Source organism: Desulfosporosinus youngiae DSM 17734 (assembly GCF_000244895.1).
GTDB lineage: Bacteria > Bacillota > Desulfitobacteriia > Desulfitobacteriales > Desulfitobacteriaceae > Desulfosporosinus > Desulfosporosinus youngiae.
The window spans coordinates 337965-358790 of record NZ_CM001441.1 but is presented as its reverse complement, the minus strand read 5'-3'; the positions used below and the strand labels follow the sequence as shown (position 1 = coordinate 358790).

Genomic DNA, 20826 nt, shown 5'->3' with positions numbered 1-20826 from the left:
AATGGAATTTTACAAGTTCTTTTTTTACTTTAATAAATAAATGGTCGGGTAAACCTCAATTAACCCCAAAGTTGTTATACAGCAAAACTGTACAAACTAGATTTATCAAAGGCCGTCCAGTAGTGAACTGCAACGGCCCTTGAGTCAGCACTGTTTATCTAGCCGTCAAGATCCCACCTATATACTTATCACTTTATAGTTTTTCTTGCCAAGACAATTGAACCTGACGCTTTCTGCAAATCGTTAAACCAGGTGAAATCGGAATCGTCATCAGCTCATACGCCGATCCAGATTCCTTTAATAACTCTTCTGCCGCCAGATAGGCAGTACCGCACCACTCTGGTTGTATCATTTGCTCATTTCCAGGATGGGTATCATGCAATAATATCAATCCGTGTGGGGCTACAAATGGGAAAAAATCTTTGAAGTCTTGTGCTACTGCCTCTTTTGAATGATCGGCATCAATGAATAACATATCAATTTGAAAGGGATTGCTCTCTACTTCCCTGGCAAACTCCTGAGTTGTTCCCTTGAAAAAGCGTGTTTTCGAAGATTGTTGCATATAGTTGCCGGCTTCCATGCTAATATCCACTCCAACTAATTGTTCAGCGAAAGGAATTATGCGATTGAAAAGCGCACAATGGTATAGGCCAAGTTCCACGTAAACCTTTGGCCGAACAAGGCTTGCCAAGTGTACAATAAAATCTTCATGCCAGTTTAATACCACCACATTACTCAACCTCTTCCTCTTAATTATTGTTCAATACATAGGTTATTGCTTAGCCTTTATCTTTCCTAAAACACCCTCCAAATAAGTTTTGTTGTAGATAACCTGAGTATTTTCAGGGCGATATCTTCTAGCAATTTCATTATGCTCATAGGCCAACTCATGTTTACCTAAACGATCATAGCAAACACATAACTGTAAATGCGGCAACCATGTCCAGCAAGCTTCAATCATTGGTCCCCAGCTATCAATAGGCTTTTCCAATTGAGTAGCCAGTTTATACCAGAAAATCCCTTGTTCATATTGCTTAGCGCTTAAAAAGTGAAAGCCTAAACGACAACAAAACTCTGCTCTTGGGGAGGCATATTCAAATGATTTAAAGATATACTGAAGCTGTTCATCATTCCTCTCTAATTTCTGGTAACAGTCAGCCAATTTTCCGCAAGCAGAAATATTATCCTCGACCCATCCTTGTCCAGTCTTTAAAAATTCCTGGTAAAATTCGATGGCCTGATTATAGAGTCGGTGATCAAGCAGTTCATTTGCATAGTAATATAAATCCCGTGGGGAAAACGCTTCGCCTTTGGCCTTACGCTTCTCATATATTTTGAGGTTGCGGTCAGAATCATTCCCTCCCGTCCCCTTGTGTGTTACACAAATATCAGAATTTAAAACATGCCCATACACTTCTAAATATTCGTGTACTGCCCCAATCCAACGAAAGTTCTTACTTCGTTTAACCAAGCGATTTCTACGCAAGCTAAAAGTAGCTGCGCCAAACTGGTCAAATGCTAAAAGATAGGGCATATTGACAACGTCCACCAGGGGATCAAAATCTCCCTTCAGCTTCAAAAACTTCTCACGGTCACATTCTGTAAAGACATCATCTGCATCTAACCACAGGACATATTCCATGGTTGCCTTGCCAAAAGCAAAATTGCGAGCGGCTGCAAAATCATCAATCCAAATAAAATCAAAAATCTTATCCGTGAACTCTGTGACAATCTCTTTTGTACAATCTGAAGACCCTGTATCAACAATTACAATTTCATCCGGAATGCCTTTAACAGAATCAAGACATCTTGCAATTGTAGCTTCTTCATTGCGAACTATCATACATAGACTAATTCTTATTTTCTGACCCTCCATTTTCCCTCTCCTTCTAAAACCATGATTACTGTATGATATTCAAAATAAATTAATTGTGAAATTCTATCTTGAAAGAAAACAAAATTTTAGTCCCTTGGCGCACCAAGAGACTAAAATTTAAATTAACCGCAGTATAGCCACTCAATTACTTATAAAGTTACGGTTTCTGGTACTCCGGTCTATCTCATTATACTCCTGCGGCTCCTGTAGCTCCTGTCTCACCTGTCGCTCCCGTTGCTCCTGTCTCACCCGTCGCTCCCGTGGCTCCTGTAGCTCCGGCATCGCCTGTCGCTCCCGTAGCTCCTGTAGCTCCGGCATCTCCTGTCGCTCCCGTAGCTCCTGTAGCTCCGGCATCTCCTGTCGCTCCCGTGGCTCCTGTAGCTCCGGCATCGCCCGTCGCTCCCGTGGCTCCTGTAGCTCCGGCATCTCCTGTCGCTCCCGTGGCCCCTGTAGCTCCGGCATCTCCTGTCGCTCCCGTAGCTCCTGTAGCTCCGGCATCTCCTGTCGCTCCCGTGGCCCCTGTAGCTCCGGCATCTCCTGTCGCTCCCGTGGCTCCTGTAGCTCCGGCATCTCCTGTCGCTCCCGTGGCTCCTGTAGCTCCGGCATCTCCTGTAGCTCCCGTGGCCCCTGTAGCTCCTGCATCGCCTGTCGCTCCCGTGGCCCCTGTAGCTCCTGCATCACCTGTCGCTCCCGTGGCCCCTGTAGCTCCGGCATCGCCCGTCGCTCCCGTGGCTCCTGTAGCTCCGGCATCTCCTGTCGCTCCCGTAGCTCCTGTAGCTCCGGCATCTCCTGTCGCTCCCGTGGCCCCTGTCGCTCCTGCATCGCCTGTCGCTCCCGTGGCCCCTGTAGCTCCTGCATCACCTGTCGCTCCCGTGGCCCCTGTAGCTCCGGCATCGCCTGTCGCTCCCGTGGCTCCTGTGGCTCCTGTAGCTCCGGCATCTCCTGTCGCTCCGGCATCTCCTGTCGCTCCCGTGGCTCCTGTAGCTCCTGTCTCACCTGTCGCTCCCGTGGCCCCTGTGGCTCCGGCATCACCCGTCGCTCCGGCATCACCCGTCGCTCCCGTGACTCCTGTAGCTCCGGCATCGCCTGTCGCTCCCGTGGCTCCTGTAGCTCCGGCATCGCCTGTCGCTCCCGTGGCCCCTGTCGCTCCTGCATCGCCCGTCGCTCCCGTGGCCCCTGTCGCTCCTGCATCGCCTGTCGCTCCCGTGGCCCCTGTCGCTCCTGCAGTTCCTGTCGCTCCCGTGGCTCCTGTAGCTCCTGCAGTTCCTGTCGCTCCTGTCGCTCCTGCAGTTCCTGTCGCTCCTGTGGCTCCTGTCACTCCTGCAGTTCCTGTCGCTCCCGTGGCTCCTGTCACTCCTGCAGTCCCTGTCGCTCCTGTGGCTCCTGTTATGCCTATCGAACCAAGTATATCGAGTTCCGCTGGCAATACACGATGAGCCGGTACCAAATTTCCAGTGGCATCTTTTCCCCACGCAGATATTTCCACTCTATCCGAGTTTGTTATGAACTGAAATTCAAAAGCGTCAAACTGTGCAAAATATTCTCTGGTTTCAACATCTCCCACTGCTAAATCAAATAATTCTTGGACATACAATGTCTTTATGGTTCCTGTTACGAAAAAACCTAAAATTTCAAGGTCAGCAGCACTTGTATCATCATTAGTGATTCTTACCGTAAAAGATGAAGTTGGTCTTACACCGCCGACCGGAGTATTTTCGATTAATCCGGTGGTTAATTCTGGCATTCTCTCGTCCCCTTCACATAATTTGTAATATCTTTTTGTCGAACTAATTAATTCCTACCTTGAAGCTGGGCATAGTTCTAAGAACAGTTTAAAAACCTTCCACATTATGGTTTTATATTATTTTATGTACATGATCCATTTCTGTTACTCTATTCAATAATTGTTAGAACAGATCAACCTTCCACTTGGCTACATATATATTCTATTTTGTGATTTTTCCCCTTTACAGCGAAAAACCGCCTGAAACTTAATGTTTCAGACGGTTCTTACCTGCTGTTTTTTTAGCCTAGCCTCTTTTATCAAAATAAATAATTTTAATCTGATGATTTCCAACAAGTCAATGTGTTTATGATATCGCAACACCCGCACTGGCATACCCTGCTACAATATTAATTAGTGACAGACCTGCAGCTTCTGCAGAAAATACCATTAATAATCTCGTCTCAGCCGTTACTGGTATCGCTAATCCAGTTACAATACCATTACTTATATCGCCCACGGAAACTACTCCTGTCAGAGCCGGCGCTAAAGTTACCGCAGTACCCGCAATTGGAGAAAAAATATTATCTGGGGTAGTTGAGCTGTATAACTGAGCTGTAATGGTAACTGTTGAGCCAGCTAAAGCTAATGCTGCCGTAACACTAAAGAAAGCGGCTATCGAAGTTATAGTTCCATCCCGGGGAACCGAATAAGCAAAATTCAGAAGTCCACCAACACCGGTCAAGTCAATAGTTGCCCCAAGAGCAGTAAGACCCTGGACGGAGTTTCCGAACCCAACAAAACTAGGAAGACCTACTAATCCAAGGGCAATCGTGGTTATCGAAATAGGCTCCCCTGATGCATACGGAATGATAGCCCCAACTCCCGCTACTCCTGTAGCACCTGTGGCTCCTGTGGCCCCTGCCCCAGTTGCACCCGTGGCTCCTGTCGCTCCTGCATCTCCTGTCGCTCCCGTGGCTCCTGTTGCTCCTGCATCGCCCGTCGCTCCCGTGGCCCCTGTCACTCCTGCAGTTCCCGTCGCTCCCGTGGCTCCTGTTGCTCCTGCATCGCCCGTCGCTCCCGTGGCCCCTGTCGCTCCTGCAGTTCCCGTCGCTCCCGTGGCTCCTGTTGCTCCTGCATCGCCCGTCGCTCCCGTGGCCCCTGTCGCTCCTGCATCGCCCGTCGCTCCCGTGGCTCCTGTTGCTCCTGCATCGCCCGTCGCTCCCGTGGCCCCTGTCGCTCCTGCATCGCCCGTCGCTCCCGTGGCTCCTGTTGCTCCTGCATCGCCCGTCGCTCCCGTGGCGCCTGTTGCTCCTGCATCGCCCGTCGCTCCCGTGGCGCCTGTCGCTCCTGCATCGCCCGTCGCTCCCGTGGCGCCTGTCGCTCCTGCATCGCCCGTCGCTCCCGTGGCGCCTGTCGCTCCTGCATCGCCCGTCGCTCCCGTGGCGCCTGTCGCTCCTGCATCGCCCGTCGCTCCCGTGGCGCCTGTCGCTCCTGCATCGCCCGTCGCTCCCGTGGCGCCTGTCGCTCCTGCAGCTCCCGTCGCTCCCGTAATACCACTAGGTCCTATCAGATCAAGTTCTGCAGCTACCAAGCGATGAGCTGCGACCAAATTCCCAGCAGCATCTTTTCCCCAAGCAGAGATCTCAACCGCATCCGAACTGGTAAGGAACTGAAATTCGAACTCGTCGAACTGCGCGTAGTAAACTCTTTCTGCTACCTCTCCAGGTGCCATAACAAATAACTCCAACACATACAGAGTTTTCGTAATCCCTGTCACGTAAAACCCTTCAAGAAAAACGGTAGCATCAATCGTATCATCATTGGTGATTTTTACTGTAAACGTTGTCGTTGGTCTTACTTCATTGACGGGGGTATTTTCGATCAATCCCGTAGTTAACTGAGCCATGCTCTCGTCTCCTCACATTATTAATTATTTCTTGTTAAAATGGGTCAACCTCTTGAGCAACCACCCGGTGAGCTGTCGTCAGATTTCCCGCCGCGTCTTTCCCCCAAGCAGTGACTGCAACAGCCTCTGTACTAACCGTGAATTGAAATTCAAAGGCATCAAATTGGGCGTAATAGCTTCTCAGTGCCACACTACCTGCAGTAAGAGTAAACAACTCCTGTACATACATCACCTTTGCTGTTCCACTTTGGAAAAATCCTTCAATTTGAACATCTGCACTAACCGTGTCATCATTCGATATATTCACCGAGAGTGTTGAACTGGGTCTGACACCTCCAACCGGAGTGTTCTCTAACAAACCTGTTGTTAACTTAGGCATATTTTTCCAACCTCCTTATCTAGGGATTTATACATTGTATTGTACTTGTCCGTTTTCTGTTACCTACCAATTTTATTAAATCCGCAACTCATAAAAATTTAGATCTGTCCCTCTGCGACTTCCTGTTCAGCGCTTGCTTCGACCATGACCAAATGAGTGGAAGTAAGCTTTCCTGTAACGTCTTTACTCCATACAGAGATTTCTACAGCCTGCGAGCTAACAAAGAATACAAATTCAAAAGCTTTAAAGGGAACGAAGTAATTTTTTAAGACTACTGTTCCCGCTGTAAGGGTGAAAAACTCTTCTACATATTTCACTTTTGTCGGTCCACTTTGAAAAAATCCCTCAATTTGAATTGCTACTGTAGAGATATCACCATTCAAGATATTTACCGAAAGCGTTGAACTCTGTTCATCACCGCCCAGTGCATTGTCCAATAAACCCGTGGTCAAATAAGGCATATATTTCCCAACCTCCTAAATTATGGGTTTACTCATTGTATGGTTCATGTCCCAAATTTGTTACCTTTCAACTGTAATTGATGCTGGAACAATTCCTTTCGTGGGACATATCCTATTTATATAAAAGGATAACCTTCTTGGATGTTAGGTTTTTGTATAAAGAAATCAGCTTATGCCCTATTTAATATTAGAGAGGAAGAGGAAAATTGTCTCATCAGAAGAATTGCTCTCATCAATGGACTCAACATGCTCCTTTTATCCCTAATTGGGTTCGGGGGACTCCCTCCCCCAAAGTATGCCCTCAGCCTATTCCGCCGGTCTCTCCAAATCCGACGTTTCCAAGTAATGCAATACTGCAAATGTGCACTCCTCTGCAATTTGAGAAATCAGGTCCCAATTCAGTCGTAGTAACGGTATCGATCCCTGCGGAGTCGGTTATCACTTTACCCACAAAGGCTTTAGAAATTAAATTGATTAAAAAAAATCTAAAAATAACTCAGAGTCACTTCCTTAATTGCGTCCCCTCAGAACCTGGAATACCCCACGATACTCCCAAATTGTTTCTCGAAGGTTTTGTACGCAAGGATATTCAATATTCAGAAGCAGTGCATCAAACTTCCACCACGGTATCAGGCGTAATGAAAGATTTCCTTGTGGATATACCCATTTCATGTGTCATTGACCTAGGCAAGCATCTCATATTTCCACCTATCTATTATGATCAACAGAAGGAATACGGTTTTGCTAACTCGATAACGCTTCCTTCAGGGTGTTTATCCAACAACCTTCCAGAGTTTAACCTTTTGAGCCGTCAATTTTATAACCAATCACCCGCCTGCCAACTGCTTTTCAGTCAAATCAACGAAATGGACCATGCACTCGACCGCCTGCCGCTGCAAGGTGGTCCCCTTGAAGAATGTACTTTTACAACCCTGCAAGAGAAGATGATCATTTTGATCCAACTCCGACTCACCTTTCCAACCCAGATCAATTATCCGGACGATCCGTGCAGCTGTCATCCTAAAAAAGATAAATGTAGCGATTTGAACCTATTGTTTAATAAAATAAGTACCATACTAGCGAAGCTTAATCGAATAATAAAAGGGCCACATGTGGCCCTTTTATTATTACAAAACAAGCACTTCTTATAGTTTTCCCCACTCCCTGCCTTCATTTCTGACGATTTGACCAATCCTGGAAAAGAACAGATTTTTATTATAGTCCCATTCCGGAGGACCCCCGCCCTCATAATAGCCGTCTGCTCTGGGATGGTACAAATGTACCGTCATCGCGTCCGTCTGACAGTATTGACAACCGTTTTTCAGTAATCTATCCATAAAATCCCGATCATCATAAGCAATCCCTATAAAATCTTCATCATAACCACCAATCTCCATAAACTGACTGCGATGTAAGGCAATCAGAAAGGGCATTGTTGTCGTTAGATCTACACAATTATTGAACGTAGGCAGATCAAAAATTCCGTTATTCTTATTGATACACTCCAGAAGGGCCCCAGTACGATCATCCTTTCCAATTGGTATACCCATCAATTTAGGGTTATCCAAGATAGGCTTGGTAAGCCTATCTATAGTTTGGTTAACATGGAGCATTTCGGCGCAACACATGACTAAAATATCCCCAGAGGATTGCTTGACTCCAATATTAATAGCAAACCCAGGTACCCGCCAAATCGATTTACCGTTAAGATTTCTTTGCCCGGTAAAAATATACTTCAAGTTGAGTTTTTCCTTAAATTCATTGCAAATCTCTTCTGTTTCATCCGGTAAGCCATCATTAACAACGATTGTTTCAAACTCAAATGGCATGGTCTGCAAGGATAATGAATAAAGTCCCCACCTTAATAAATGAGTTCGCTGAAAGGTTGTTATGATAATGGATACTTTGTGTCGTTTGACCTCTTTTTTATCCTTGAATTTGGCAATCATAAGCTCCTTAAAGGCACTCATCAGCAATCGATGCCATTTTTGTTTAGCTTCCTGATCCGCGCCTGTAGGAATTATCTCAAAATCATACTCCGGATAAGACTGTGCCGTTTGAATAGAATTTGCAACAAGCTTATTGGCCCTACGCAAATTTTCCTCGTGCTGGTTATTTGGCTTGCCCATGGCTCGAAGATTGTCTTGTAAGAACCCAATCGTATAGCGTGATTCGTCGACAGTATTAACATAGGTCGCATGTTGAAGGATTACTTCTACTTCGGGGCAATGTCCTCGGATATAGTTTCGGGCCTTTGTGGCATAGTCTCCCTCAGCCCCGACAATATGCCTATCTATACTCACTGACGCAGGTAAAGATTCCAGATGAAAATTCCGCAATACCTCTTCTCCCATTGATCCTGTGAGAAAATCATTGCATACCGCAACTTTCATTTTCCCCGGTACAGCTGCCAAGGTTTCCGAACTATCAAGTTCACCCCACTGAAAATGATAGGCTAGACTGTCAAACGCCGTTTGATGCTTTATACCTATGGTTTTAAGCTTTAGCATTAAGACGGTATCTCCGGATATACAGGCCTCTCCCCTTTTAGCAATAACCGGATGGTCAAAATCACTTCCTAAGAGAACCTGCCCTTCCGGATAGCCTCCCACTTGTTCAAAATGCTTCTTACGAATTAAGAGAGGCATAAATAAGCCTCCATCCAACAATTTAGGTTCTGCCAAATCGCGAGCAAACTCTTGAAATTCCTTTTCTTGATAGGACGAATAATCCCGGCCGAAGTCCCTTTCCACACCATATTGACCACTGCGCAGCTTCCCAGACTCCACTAATCGAGATGTCACACAGTTTTCTCCATTATAAGCCCGCCACAGGCTATCCATCCAACCTGGCGTAAAGGCCATATCTGAATTAATGAAGATGACAAAATCCCCCTGAGCTTTGCTGACCGCAAAATTGTAAGCACGATAAACATTATTGACATACCATTCCTTTTGCTGTTCAGGAGTATTCTCAAAAACATAATGCGGAATATAATTATCCCTTAAATAACTGAGCACTGCGGGGTTCGCATCATTCGCTACAAAGAAAAACTCTTTATCTGACATATCCGTATATTTAAAGACCTGCTCATAAACAAATTTTAACCACGCCACACTTTTATAGACTAAACAAACAATAGAGAATCTTGGTTTAAACACTTCTGCCCGGTATTCTTCAACATAGGTTAAGGACTCCAAAAAGGTCATTGATTTAGGCTCATCGTCATCAAGCCAGAGACCTTCCGGAAAAAGTTCTCGGGGAACTTTTGCTACAACGAGCTTTTCCTCACTGATTAAACGATCAAGCATATCATAACCGCGTTGCCCGTGAGACTTGTAAACCAGATACTTATAAGCCAAACGCTGCTGCGAGGAAAAACCATAGTGTAATACTTGAACATCAAGAGTCCACATCACATTCCGAATCGTCGACGGAAACAGTGGTTGGTGAAGTCCAGGTTTTGTATCCTTAAAGCAAATGCCGGGAACAACTCGCCAGAGGCGGCAGAACCACCCCTTATCATAGAGGCTGTCTAAGCGCTGCCAAGAATGACTGCGCCAAATGTTTATCTCATGCATGTTCACCGCATCATACTGATCTTCTTCACATTTGGCACACAATTCCTGAAGCTTTTCAGCGGCATTGGCAGTTAAGACCTCATCGGCATCCAACCACAAGATAAAATCCGGATTTAGCTTCAAAGCTTCTTGGAGCATAAGTTGCTTATGGCTTCGCTCGTTGACAAAATCATTTTTAGTTCCCCTGAGTACATGGGGTGTTTGTTTGAGCATATATTCATAGCTGCCATCTGTACTGCCGTCATCATAGACAACCAAATTATCTATAGCTGGCAGAACATATTTTACAAACCGTTCTAGGTTGTCTTTGCACAGTTCATTATAGATTTGGCAAATACAAGTAATACGATATTTTTTTTTCATCTTAAAAATTCACCTGTTTCTCGATTTTCTTGACCTATCAAGAGCCGATGCTTCTGCAATAAAGCTACCGTCTCTTCGAAGGTCATCAGGAAATCACCCGAACTATATTCTTTGGACAATGCCTGCAAGCCGGGTTCCGGCTTCAGCAGTTCTGGAAGCATAGGCTTAATCGCATAATAATCACCACGATCATAGGTCCTCCAACCCTCTTCTTCAGAAATCATAATTTCATGAACTTTTTCGCCCGGACGAATTCCTGTATACTTTATGGCGATCTTTCGATCTCCCATCAAAGCCTTCGCGACATCTTCTATAAGCGCCGCAGGAATTTTAGGGATGAATATTTCCCCGGGCCGAGCGCCCTGCAGAACCGCAAAAATGGTGTCCACCGCACTCTCTAGAGGCAATAAAAACCTAGTCATCTCCTTAGTCGTAATAGTAACCGGGCCGCCATGCTTAATTTGTTCATGGAACAAAGGAATTACAGACCCTCTGGAGGCCAGTACATTACCATAACGCACACAAATAAATCTGGTCTGGGGAAGTGTCACATTCGCTGCTATAAAGATTCGCTCTTGTAAAGCTTTAGATATCCCCATGGCATTCACCGGTTTGCAAGCCTTATCCGTAGAGACTCCAACTACAGTTTCAATTTTAAGATTATTTTCACGAATAGCACGGATGATATTTTCCGGACCAATCACATTAGTTTGCACCGCTTCAAACGGGAAATACTCGCAAGAAGGAACCTGTTTAAGGGCTGCGGCATTGACCACTATATCCGCTTCCCTTAATACAGCGCAGACGGAATGATAATCACGGATATCTCCTATTCTAAACTCTATGAGTCGAGCAAAATTGTCATAGATCACTTCATCAGTAACACTGCACTTATGCTGATATTCAACTCTCATAGCATGTTGTTTAGCCTCATCACGCGAAAAGATGATGATTTTTTTAGGGGAGCCAAGCTCCTTATTTAAAAGCCGGCGAGTTAATACCTTACCCAATGAACCTGTGCCGCCGGTAATGACAATTACTTTGTTATCGAATATCTTCATTTCTATCCCCCTTGGCTTTGCCGGTTTGATAGGGGCCCTGCAAATAATCCTGATGCATTCCGCGTACTAAGTCGGGCCATGAAGGTGGATTATAGCCTGTTAAAGAGCGGAAGCGTGTTGAATCCAATGACCGATCGAGTCTGATACTATCCTCTGGTTCGATTTCAATGTTCTTATCGTACTGAACATTGATAAGTTTCAGCAGCTCATATTTAGAAATTGGATCAGAAGATACGTGGTAAAGTCCCTTCATTTTTGAATTAGGGATCACGTAATCGGCAATAATTCGCGCCAATTCGCTGGTTGGAAGACCGGAATAAATGGCTCGCCGGAACCCACGAACCCTTGCCTTTTGACTTAAAAACCATTCCACTAAACCATAGTTTCCTTTCAATTCATGTCCAATAATCGATGTGCGCAGGGTAATACAATGGGGATAGGCTACTTCACCGAGGAATTTTGTCCTGCCATAAAGATCATGGGCATTAGAAACATCCCCTTCCAGATATCCGCCTTTCTCTCCATCAAAGACACAATCTGTGCTGACATGAATTAAGCGCGAACCTACAGCACGGCAAAGCAAAGCAATTCTGTGAGGCAACAGTGCGTTAGTCGTAATCGTTGCGAGTGGGTCTTGAGCCTTTGGTATTTGCTTAATTACTCCGATACAATTCACTACAAGGTCTGGCGATACATCCGTGAAAACCTTGGTCAGGCTATCTGAATTCAGAGCATCAACATTTTTGAGCACCTTTTTCCGCCAATCCGTTGACAGCCAATCGGAAAGATCCTCAGCGGAGCGGACTGTAGCATAGACATCCAGCCTTATATCCTGCGCCAGATGACGAAACAAGGTATGCCCCAGCATTCCCGACCCTCCCAAAATCAATACCTTTCTCATTCCCTATTCACACCTTTCAGGGAAAGGTTCCCTTGCACGGGAGCTCTAGCTCCCTAAAACCTCTTTCGCCTTTTCGAGATCTGCCGGTGTCCCAATGTCAAACCAAAGGTCATCGCTTTCATAGCTCACTACCTGGGCATGCTGCGAAAGGAGAGTCTGAACGAGATCGGGCATATCATAGCGTTCATTATCAGGAATCAAGGAAAGAATCCGCTTATTAACGACGTAAATGCCCATACTCGCCCAATAGTTAAGAGTTGGTTTTTCCGAATAGGCAGTCACCTGGCCATCTTTAACTTCTAAAACCCCAAACGCTGAATAAACGGCCTTCTTGTGTACCGCCACCGTCATGTCTGCTTTCATCGCAATATGATGCTCATACAGCGCTCGGAAATCTAGGGTCGTCAATTCATCTCCATTGACGACAAGAAAATCCTCTTCCAAATTGTTGACAATTTTCAAGGGACCCGCCGTGCCAAGAGGAACTGTTTCCGTAGAATAGCGAATTTTTAGACCAAAGTCACTGCCATCTTTAAAGTAAAGCTTGATGAAATCTGCGAGATATCCTAAACACATAATTATCTCAGTAAAATCCGCATGCTTTAGTTGATTGACAAGAATATGGGCAATTGGTTTATCCCCAATGGGAAAAAGGGGCTTTGGCAAAATTCGGGTATACGGGTCTAGTCGTGACCCTCTCCCTCCTGCTAAAATGATTGTTTGCATAATATCCCCCTTACCTTTTAAATTTGGTATTTCCCAATTTGAAAACGATTCATATGGCTGGCAATCCATACAACCGTTCTTCTAACTCCTTCTTCCAGTGACACCTGAGGTTCCCACCCAATTGTTTCCTTAGCCAAGCGATTATCGGCTAAAAGTCGATTTACTTCGCTTCTGCTCGGGCGAACTCGCTCCTCATCTACCACAATTTTTGCTTTGCTCTGAATGGTACTTGTGATAACCTGCGCTAGCTGTCCAATCGATATTTCTTTTCCTGAACCAATATTAATGACCTTTCCAAGCCCTGCTGAGCTCTGAGCAGCTTTTATAAATCCCTCAGCTGTATCTGTTACGAAGGTAAAATCACGAAGTGTATCTGTATTTCCAAGACGTATTTCCTGACAAGCAAGTGCTTGAGTAATAAGCGTCGGTATGACGGCCCGGGCGGATTGTCTCGGTCCATAGCAATTGAACGGTCTTACTGTTACGACGGGTAGATCAAAAGAGGCATAAAAACTTTCAGCCAACTTATCCGCGCCAATTTTACTGGCTGAATACGGAGACTGACCCTGGAGAGGATGAGACTCGTCAATCGGGACATATCGTGCTGAACCATATACTTCACTGGTTGAAGTGTGAACAATACGCTCGACACCATGATCCCGGGCCGCAGTTAGAACATTAAAGGTTCCTAAAATATTTGTTTCTACAACTTCACGAGGATTTTTATAGGAATACGGAATTCCCACTAAAGCCCCTAGGTGAAAAACTGCGTCACATCCTTTAACAGATCTCTCGATTACATCTGCATCACGTAGGTCTCCCGCAATCATTTCGATCTGTTCAAGCAACCTTGGCTCTAAATCTTCTAGGTTCCCCCGACCATCTCTGGAATTATATCGAATAAAAACACGAACTTTGGCCCCTGCTTTAACCAAGGCCTCAGTCAAGTGACTGCCAATAAATCCACCAGCTCCTGTAATCAAAACCTGTTTGTGCTCCCAAGTCATACTTCTCCATCCCCTCTTATTCCCGTAATTCATATATCTTATGTCAGTTTTTGTCTATCTGACACCTCTGACACAAGTGTATGAGAAATGTCAGGGGGACGGTTCTTTTTGACATACTTATGTGTCAAAAAGGACCGTCCCTTTAACACGCTTTTGACAAGCTTAACTCTCCAAGAGTGCTAAATAGTTTGGTGCAAGCTTAGACCACTCGAATCTTAAAGCATTCTGACACCCTTTGATTGAGAGTGATTTTTGAAGTAAGGGATTATCCAGTATGCTTGCTAGAGCTTCTGATAACTGTGCAACATTCCCTGCCTCAAAAGTTATAGCGCAGGTATTGGGCACAACTTCTGCTAGCCCCCCAGCATTTGAAGCTATGACCGGTGTTCCGATTGCCATTCCCTCTAAGGCCACTAATCCATAGGCTTCACGGAGACTGGGTATAACAAGGGCAGTGGAGCGCGCCATCCATCGCCATACTTCTGAGCTGGATACTCTGCCCTGAAAATGAACATAAGCTTCTAGTTGCAAAGACTGAACAAGCTGTTTCAAAAACCCCTCATAAGAATCTGTTCCCTTTCCGACAACATTTAAGTGGATTCGCCGACCACTCTGATGTCTAATTGACACTGCGCGGATCAAGTCCTCGATCCCTTTATAATCCAACAATCTTCCCACATACAGAAACTGATTCGTGTTGCCCTGTATCCAACGTTCCGATGGTATGGTGATACCAAGTGGTATAACTTTTGTTTTTGGAAGGTAATCCGGAAAACGGCTTGCTAAATACTGTCTTTCGCTTTGACTTATGAGCTGGATGCGTTGACAACGCATGAGAAGCTCTTCCTGTATCTTGAATTGAGCTTGTAAGTCCGGCTCTGGCCGGTCTCCTAATTCTTTACGTAAGAATGAATAGACAGAGTATACAATTGGAATAACTCCTTGGGACAAGGTATACGCCAAAGGGGTAAAATTAATGGCATGGCAATGAATAACATCCCACCCCTGGCAAATTTCAGGGAACTCCTTACATATAACGTCAGCTTTGATCATCCCGAGATAACCAAAATAGTGACTGTTTCGAGGTATCCCTAAGACTTTGATTTGTTGTCCTCGTAAAATCCAGCTCGGTACATTCCAATCACTACGCGGTACTATTACGGTTTCTTGAACACCCCTGCGATCAAGCATATGCACGATTCCTGTGACAGCTGTTCCCGCACCGCCGAAACTTTCATCTTCAAATTCATTGGTTAATGATAAGATCTTCAGAGAATCACCCCCTATAAATTAACTATCAGACCATTGCCAAGAGTGATTGAACATCTGTAATACTACTTTATGCACAAGCTTTTAAACATGTTAGAAAGACAAGGGGACGGTTCTCCTGTCTAACTAGTTAGACAGGAGAACCGTCCCCTTGTCTGGTCTCCGCGTCTGCCTTTATAGTTTCCAGAGGAGATTGACGATTGCAGCAAAAGCTCCTGCCAGGGTTATCATAAAACCGGACCACCAACGACGGGTGCTTTCCATTCCCTTTTTGAACTCTTCAAAGTCCTGTCTCGTGATATAGTTACCGGCCAGCAACACTCGCATATCGTTTACGACAACTGATACGTCCTTAACAGACTCCTTAATTTCGGCAATATCTTCTTTAAGCGTTCGAGCCTCCTCTTCGCCCATAAACTCACTCCTCCTGCCTGAAAAACAGACATCTCTCTATATTGTATGAGCATATTGAATAAATGGTACTAGCCCTTCCATTCCCCCCTAAACCTTTTCGACATATCCTAATACTATGTACGACAATTATCGGTAAACGGCTAATAAGGAGGTTACAAATGCCTACAATTATCTATCCTCCTTCCATCCCTTGGAGTTGGATGTTTCAACGCCCACAACAGTTACTAGGCCGATTTTCTGCATCCGGCCAAACTGTTCTTTATGAGGACCTCGGCAACTTTTCAAACCCTGGAATCAGCCCGTTGTCTCCCTCTCTTCTTCTCTGCCAAGGAACTTCAGCGCTGACTGTTCCACATCTGCGACCACGTATTCTTTGGTTGACAGTACCCTCTCATATTAATTTAATTGAGAATTATGACCCTGATCTGGTTGTTTATGATGCAGTTGATGAACCTAAAGAGGAGTTTGCCAGTTGGGCCCCCTATTATCCTACAATCCTAGAGAAAGCGGATCTAATCATCTGTAGCAGCGGAAGCATTTACGACTATTTTATTACCCGCCATCCCCATGTTCATCTAATACCGAACGGTGTGGATTACGTTCATTTTTCACCCTCTCCTCCATACCGCCCAACAGACCTTCCTACGGGGAAACCCATCGCAGGATATAGTGGAGCAATTGCCCCCTGGATTGATTGGGAGTTACTCAAAGTTGTCATTCAGGAGAATCCGGGAATTAATTTTGTTTTCCTGGGGGCTCTTTTTCAACTTAATAAGTTCCCCTTGCAATTCAAGAATGCTTTCTATTTAGGACTTAAATCTTATCGAGAACTTCCAACGTATCTTCATCACTTTGATGTTGGTCTGATACCCTTTCTTCAAACAGAAATGACGAAAGGATGCAATCCTATCAAACTTTATGAATATTATGCAGCGGGAATTCGAGTTCTTGGGACACCACTCCCTGAACTGCTTACCATTCCTAAAATTAATCTTGAAATCAACCCTCAATTATTCTCCCTGCGCCTACGCCATTTATTAGAAGAAAAAGATTTGCATAAAGCGGAAAGAATGGCTTACGCTCAGGCAAACGATTGGAGCGAAAGGGCCGGTCGGATACTTCAGCATATTTCTAAGAGGGCTAATACAAATAGGAATAGCGTGTAACACCCTACTCAACGAGCGAATAGTATACGTTGAAAGCTACTAAGTCTACTTGTTTCTTGAATCAAAAAAGGGGGGAATACACACATGCTATTTGAAACCCACGCTTGGGTAACACTCGACAATGCCGTCGCCATATATAATGTTTACAGCGATGTGCTAGTCGCTACCATTCCTGTGGGGATCGCACCAGCTTTCCCAAAACGCACACCGGATGGCACCAAGGTTTTAGTTCCTAATTTCGGCAGCAACACTGTTTCAGTCATCTGCACCGCCGGAAATCTCGTCTTAGCAACGATCCCAGTGGGTCTTGCACCAACCTCAGTCGCGATCGACCCTACTAGTACTACAGCATATGTGACAAACTCTGGAAGTGGAACTGTTTCCGTTATTAGCATTCCAACTCATACCGTCGTAAGTACAATTACAGTTGGAACAGGGCCAACCGATGTTACTATTGCTCGTGATGGCAGCCGTGTCTACGTAAGTAATAGCGACAGCAATACAGTCTCTGTCATCAATCCTGTAACCAATACCGTTATCGCTACAATCCCAGTAGGAACTTCACCCAATGGTTTGGCTGTTAGCTTAGACAACACGAGGCTCTTTGTTGTCAACAGCGGCAGCAACAATGTCAGTGTCATTAACACTGCAACGAATGCTCTTATCAGCCTCATCCCAGTCGGCTCAAACCCACAAAAAATTGCTGCAAACCCTGTTAATCCTGTCTTCATGTATGTAAGCAACTTCGGATCAAACAGCGTAAGCGTAATTTCGACTACGGGACTCAACGTAATAACAACTGTTCCTGTCGGAATAAATCCTCTCGGTCTAGATGTTACTGGCGATGGCACCCAATTATGGGTTGCCAACGAAGGTGACAGCTCAATCAGCATCATTAACACATTGACAAATACCATTGCCGCTGCACTACCAACGTCCTTCCCACCACGTGGGGTTACCGTTGGAAGAGTAGGATCAGCCTTATCACCTAGTGACCCAATCGATTTGACAGACCCTTATCAACTTGAAGAAATAACTGAATCCGTTTGTATTATTGTTGAAAAAGTTTATGCTAGCTGTCTGCAAAGAGAATGCTTCCCAGCCTTTATTGTCACCTTACCCACAGGCGGTGTTCCTCCGTTCACCTTTGTAAGTATGACCTTTTCTACTGGCGTGATTGTTCCTGGCAGTGTTGTCATTACGCCAATACCAGCTCGCCCCAATTTCTCAAGAGTCCAATTCACCATTCAAATCCCTTATACCTTAGTTTTAAGAGATGCAACCGGAGTCTTGTTTACACTCACGGGCAACCTACCTGATATCAATAAAGACATTGTGATGTACTTCCCACCAACACGACCAGAATTCGACTTCAACCTCCGCGTTGAAACAAGAACAGAAGTATTGACAAGCCCAGTATTAACAAGCACTACGATTCAAATTGCTATTGGCAGCTTTGTTATCACAAAAGTTACAGGCCAAGTTCAGCTCCTCGTTCCAGCCTTCGGATTCTGCCCAGAACCTCCGCTCTGTGAAGAATTCCCCGATATTCCAGAAAATCCGTGTATCAATTTCTTTGATACCACTCTCACTCCATTCCCAAGCGATTTCTTCCCGCCACAGCTGGATAGTTGCCAATAACCACTGTCATGTGTTATTCACCCTCTAATTTTTATAAATGTAGTTGCCCTTTTAGAGAAAGGGCCGTCAGCAAACGGCCCTTTCTTGTACTACCGGAAAGTATAAACTTTGCGTTATATATTTTCTAAAGTCCCTTCTCGCCGTCCATAACCAGCGCATAGTGCAACTAAGGCGACAGCCTGCGCCTATGGCTTCTCGGCTGAGTTAAGTACGTGCAAAGACAGTGTCTTCGCACACTAGCCAAGTTTTCTATATACGGATTAAAGATCTTAAATTAACTGAAGAAGGAAGTGATTATATTGGCTTTCCTGAGTCGGAATACTTTAAGTCCTCTCCTTTTAACCTGCCAAAATGAGTCTTCATACTTACATATCGACTCTCAGGGATGTTCGCTGTTTTTTGACAACAGCCATGAACCCTCATATCGAATTCAAGAGCCTCTGCTCTTAGCTCATGGGATTATGACTAATTCTAAAACTGTTCATCTTGTCGTACTTAAATCCAGCGGAGATCTTTGTTACACTCTGATCCCTGGAACTGGCACACCTCAAACAACCTTAATTGCTAAACTGGACGTACGAGGCACACGATACCGCAGACTCTTTTTATTTCCACAAGGTAAGATAATACATATCTTTTATGCTTCTACTCACCAATCCATTCCAGAACTTTGGCGCATTGAACATCGTTTTTGGAACGGAGCTTCGTGGAAAAGTACACACATGGGGGAGGTTGTTCACCCGCGAGAACCCCTTTATCATGTTAACTTAGATAATCAAGGCAACCTTCATCTTTGCACCATAACCTTCCAAGGACGGCACTCACTTCTCTTTACGAACCGTTTTAACGGAACATTTCACCTCTGGGGATCTCCAACCGAAACACTGAAAATACCTGGAGAAGTCGTGGATATGGCTGCACTGATGACGACAGACAATGTTCATCATCTCTTTTGGGTTGTGAAAACTCCAACAGGACAGTTTGAGGTCCGTTCAGCGCAACAAATAGATGCCCATGTATTATCCAGCACTTGGAATCCGTCAATAGCTCCGATCAAAACGTTTAACTCTCCCTGTAAAAAAATTGGAGCTTTAGAAATAGGCGGGGTACTTTGGCTGCTTGTCAATACAGGGGAAGAGGTCCTCATGCAAAATGACGGCAAAGGGTGGAAAATGCTCACCTCACAAACCTCTCTTCATCAGCCTTTAAAATGGATTCACAGAGATAGAAAGTATTTTCATCAGACTTACTGGTTAGCCGATAAAACTGTGAGGCATGCTCCAGCCTATTACCGAGAATTGGGGTTCACCGTTAAAATTCAAACTCCTGTACCTTCATCCCGCCAATCCTTTCTTAACCAGACTAGCGCCTCTATTCCTCCGATTGCTCCTCATACACCCACGCCTCCACCTGTCCCGGCATACTATCCCGAGCAATCCTCTCCTCGTTGCGACCCTCTACCCGTAGTTTCCATCTCGGAAAATATAGGTCCTGAAATCCCAGCCCAAATAAACTTGCGTGAATTAAACTCGCCAGACCTTCTTAATAAAGCCCCTATACCGAACCTAAATGAAAGTGCAGAGGCTGCTGAAAAGACCGAAGTAACTGAAGAACTAAAGGAATCAGAAGTAACTGAACTAACCGTAACCCCTGGAATAGATGATCCACTCAAAAAAACTCTAGTTCCAGAAGACTCTGAAGTCCCTAGCGTCCCTGATGCACTAAAAGTTCCCGAAGTCTCTCGAAGACCTGAAGAGATCAAAGAAACTCAAGGCCCAGAGAACCCTAAAGAGGAGGCCCTTCAGTCTATGTCAATTAAAGAAAACGAGCAACTCCAGTCTCTAATCAAAACAGTGGCTCATCTTGAACAAGAAAACACTCTGCTCAACCATGCGATTCACAACATGCTCTCTAAGTTTGACCAGATATTAGAAGTGATCTCAGAAAATACTCTTCAGGCTAAACAGGGACCAGATCCAGCGCCTATCGATGAACTTGAACCCGTCAAAGAAGCTATGGCAAATCTTGAAAAAGAAACCCAGAGTCTCTCACAAGTTCTCCGAGTCATACTGGACAAACAAGAAGAGAGTGACTCCTCACTTGAAAAACTTGAAACACAGATTTCCCAAATCCAATCAGAAAAAGTTGACGCTAAAGTTAAAGGGGGTTTTTGGAACAAATGGATTACCTAGATTTAAGCACCAATATTGCGGACATTCTATGCAAATACCCTCAGACAGCCAAAACGTTTCGCAAATTCGGGATTCTCACCTCCGGCTGAGGGGCAAAACAATTGCTCGATATGAGCATTGAGCAGGCTGCTCAGAAATACCGAATTAACTCCGCAAC

General features: G+C 45.0%; 17 protein-coding genes. 4 read left to right on the top strand and 13 right to left on the bottom strand.

Translation table 11 applies throughout. The features are described from left to right. Nucleotides 1-193 precede the first annotated feature (193 nt). The 6 genes from DESYODRAFT_RS01795 to DESYODRAFT_RS01770 all read right to left on the bottom strand — a co-directional run bounded on the left by DESYODRAFT_RS01795 (nt 194) and on the right by DESYODRAFT_RS01770 (nt 6348). Nucleotides 194-730 (bottom strand): class I SAM-dependent methyltransferase, encoded by a 537-nt coding sequence (locus DESYODRAFT_RS01795; protein WP_007778668.1) that lies wholly within the window; start codon nt 728-730, stop codon nt 194-196. A 42-nt stretch (nt 731-772) separates the two neighbouring features. After that, the gene (locus tag DESYODRAFT_RS01790) at nt 773-1876 is read right to left on the bottom strand and encodes a tetratricopeptide repeat-containing glycosyltransferase family 2 protein (RefSeq protein WP_007778666.1); all 1104 of its coding nucleotides are present in this window, start codon (nt 1874-1876) and stop codon (nt 773-775) included. 187 nt (nt 1877-2063) lie between these two features. Next, nucleotides 2064-3620 carry a hypothetical protein gene (locus tag DESYODRAFT_RS01785; protein WP_007778664.1) on the bottom strand — a complete coding sequence of 519 codons (1557 nt, stop codon included), beginning with the start codon at nt 3618-3620 and terminating at the stop codon, nt 2064-2066. A gap of 346 nt (nt 3621-3966) precedes the next feature. After that, a complete protein-coding gene (locus DESYODRAFT_RS01780; protein ID WP_007778663.1) occupies nt 3967-5508 on the bottom strand; it encodes an exosporium glycoprotein BclB-related protein in 1542 nt (513 codons plus the stop codon). 34 nt (nt 5509-5542) lie between these two features. Then, nucleotides 5543-5887 (bottom strand): hypothetical protein, encoded by a 345-nt coding sequence (locus tag DESYODRAFT_RS01775; protein ID WP_007778661.1) that lies wholly within the window; start codon nt 5885-5887, stop codon nt 5543-5545. Nucleotides 5888-5985: 98 nt separating this feature from the next. Continuing rightward, nucleotides 5986-6348, bottom strand: a complete 363-nt coding sequence (locus tag DESYODRAFT_RS01770; protein ID WP_007778659.1) for a hypothetical protein — start codon at nt 6346-6348, stop codon at nt 5986-5988. 206 nt (nt 6349-6554) lie between these two features. Between DESYODRAFT_RS01770 and DESYODRAFT_RS01765 the strand changes: the two genes are divergently transcribed. Next, complete coding sequence (locus tag DESYODRAFT_RS01765) at nt 6555-7499, top strand: CsxC family protein (protein ID WP_007778658.1); 945 nt, start codon at nt 6555-6557, stop codon at nt 7497-7499. Here DESYODRAFT_RS01765 and DESYODRAFT_RS01760 read toward each other — a convergent pair. From DESYODRAFT_RS01760 to DESYODRAFT_RS01730, 7 genes are all read right to left on the bottom strand, one after another. Then, on the bottom strand, nt 7494-10292 hold the full coding sequence (locus DESYODRAFT_RS01760; RefSeq protein WP_007778656.1) for a glycosyltransferase family 2 protein: 2799 nt from the start codon (nt 10290-10292) through the stop codon (nt 7494-7496). The genes DESYODRAFT_RS01765 and DESYODRAFT_RS01760 overlap by 6 nt on opposite strands. Further along, a complete protein-coding gene (locus DESYODRAFT_RS01755; protein ID WP_007778654.1) occupies nt 10289-11353 on the bottom strand; it encodes a polysaccharide biosynthesis protein in 1065 nt (354 codons plus the stop codon). Before DESYODRAFT_RS01755 ends, DESYODRAFT_RS01760 begins: the two co-directional genes overlap by 4 nt. Further along, a complete protein-coding gene (locus DESYODRAFT_RS01750; protein WP_007778651.1) occupies nt 11337-12254 on the bottom strand; it encodes a dTDP-4-dehydrorhamnose reductase family protein in 918 nt (305 codons plus the stop codon). The genes DESYODRAFT_RS01755 and DESYODRAFT_RS01750 overlap by 17 nt, the downstream gene beginning before the upstream one ends. 45 nt (nt 12255-12299) lie before the next feature. Then, nucleotides 12300-12980, bottom strand: coding sequence for a sugar phosphate nucleotidyltransferase (locus tag DESYODRAFT_RS01745; protein WP_007778649.1), 681 nt, complete (start codon nt 12978-12980; stop codon nt 12300-12302). A gap of 17 nt (nt 12981-12997) precedes the next feature. Further along, nucleotides 12998-13987, bottom strand: coding sequence for an SDR family NAD(P)-dependent oxidoreductase (locus tag DESYODRAFT_RS01740; protein WP_007778647.1), 990 nt, complete (start codon nt 13985-13987; stop codon nt 12998-13000). Between the two features lie 162 nt (nt 13988-14149). Further along, nucleotides 14150-15253: a glycosyltransferase family 4 protein gene (locus DESYODRAFT_RS01735; RefSeq protein ID WP_282433059.1), complete on the bottom strand. Its 1104-nt coding sequence runs from the start codon at nt 15251-15253 to the stop codon at nt 14150-14152. Between the two features lie 177 nt (nt 15254-15430). Next, on the bottom strand, nt 15431-15670 hold the full coding sequence (locus DESYODRAFT_RS01730; protein ID WP_007778644.1) for a Rossmann-fold NAD(P)-binding domain-containing protein: 240 nt from the start codon (nt 15668-15670) through the stop codon (nt 15431-15433). 158 nt (nt 15671-15828) lie between these two features. Here DESYODRAFT_RS01730 and DESYODRAFT_RS28970 point away from each other — a divergent pair, with 158 nt between their 5' ends. From DESYODRAFT_RS28970 to DESYODRAFT_RS01715, 3 genes are all read left to right on the top strand, one after another. Beyond that, a complete protein-coding gene (locus DESYODRAFT_RS28970; RefSeq protein ID WP_007778641.1) occupies nt 15829-16836 on the top strand; it encodes a glycosyltransferase family protein in 1008 nt (335 codons plus the stop codon). A gap of 84 nt (nt 16837-16920) precedes the next feature. Beyond that, complete coding sequence (locus tag DESYODRAFT_RS01720; RefSeq protein ID WP_007778639.1) at nt 16921-18477, top strand: YncE family protein; 1557 nt, start codon at nt 16921-16923, stop codon at nt 18475-18477. 299 nt (nt 18478-18776) lie between these two features. Then, entirely contained in the window at nt 18777-20669 is a 1893-nt protein-coding gene (locus DESYODRAFT_RS01715; protein ID WP_007778637.1) for a hypothetical protein, read from the top strand. The last annotated feature ends 157 nt before the right edge of the window (nt 20670-20826 follow it).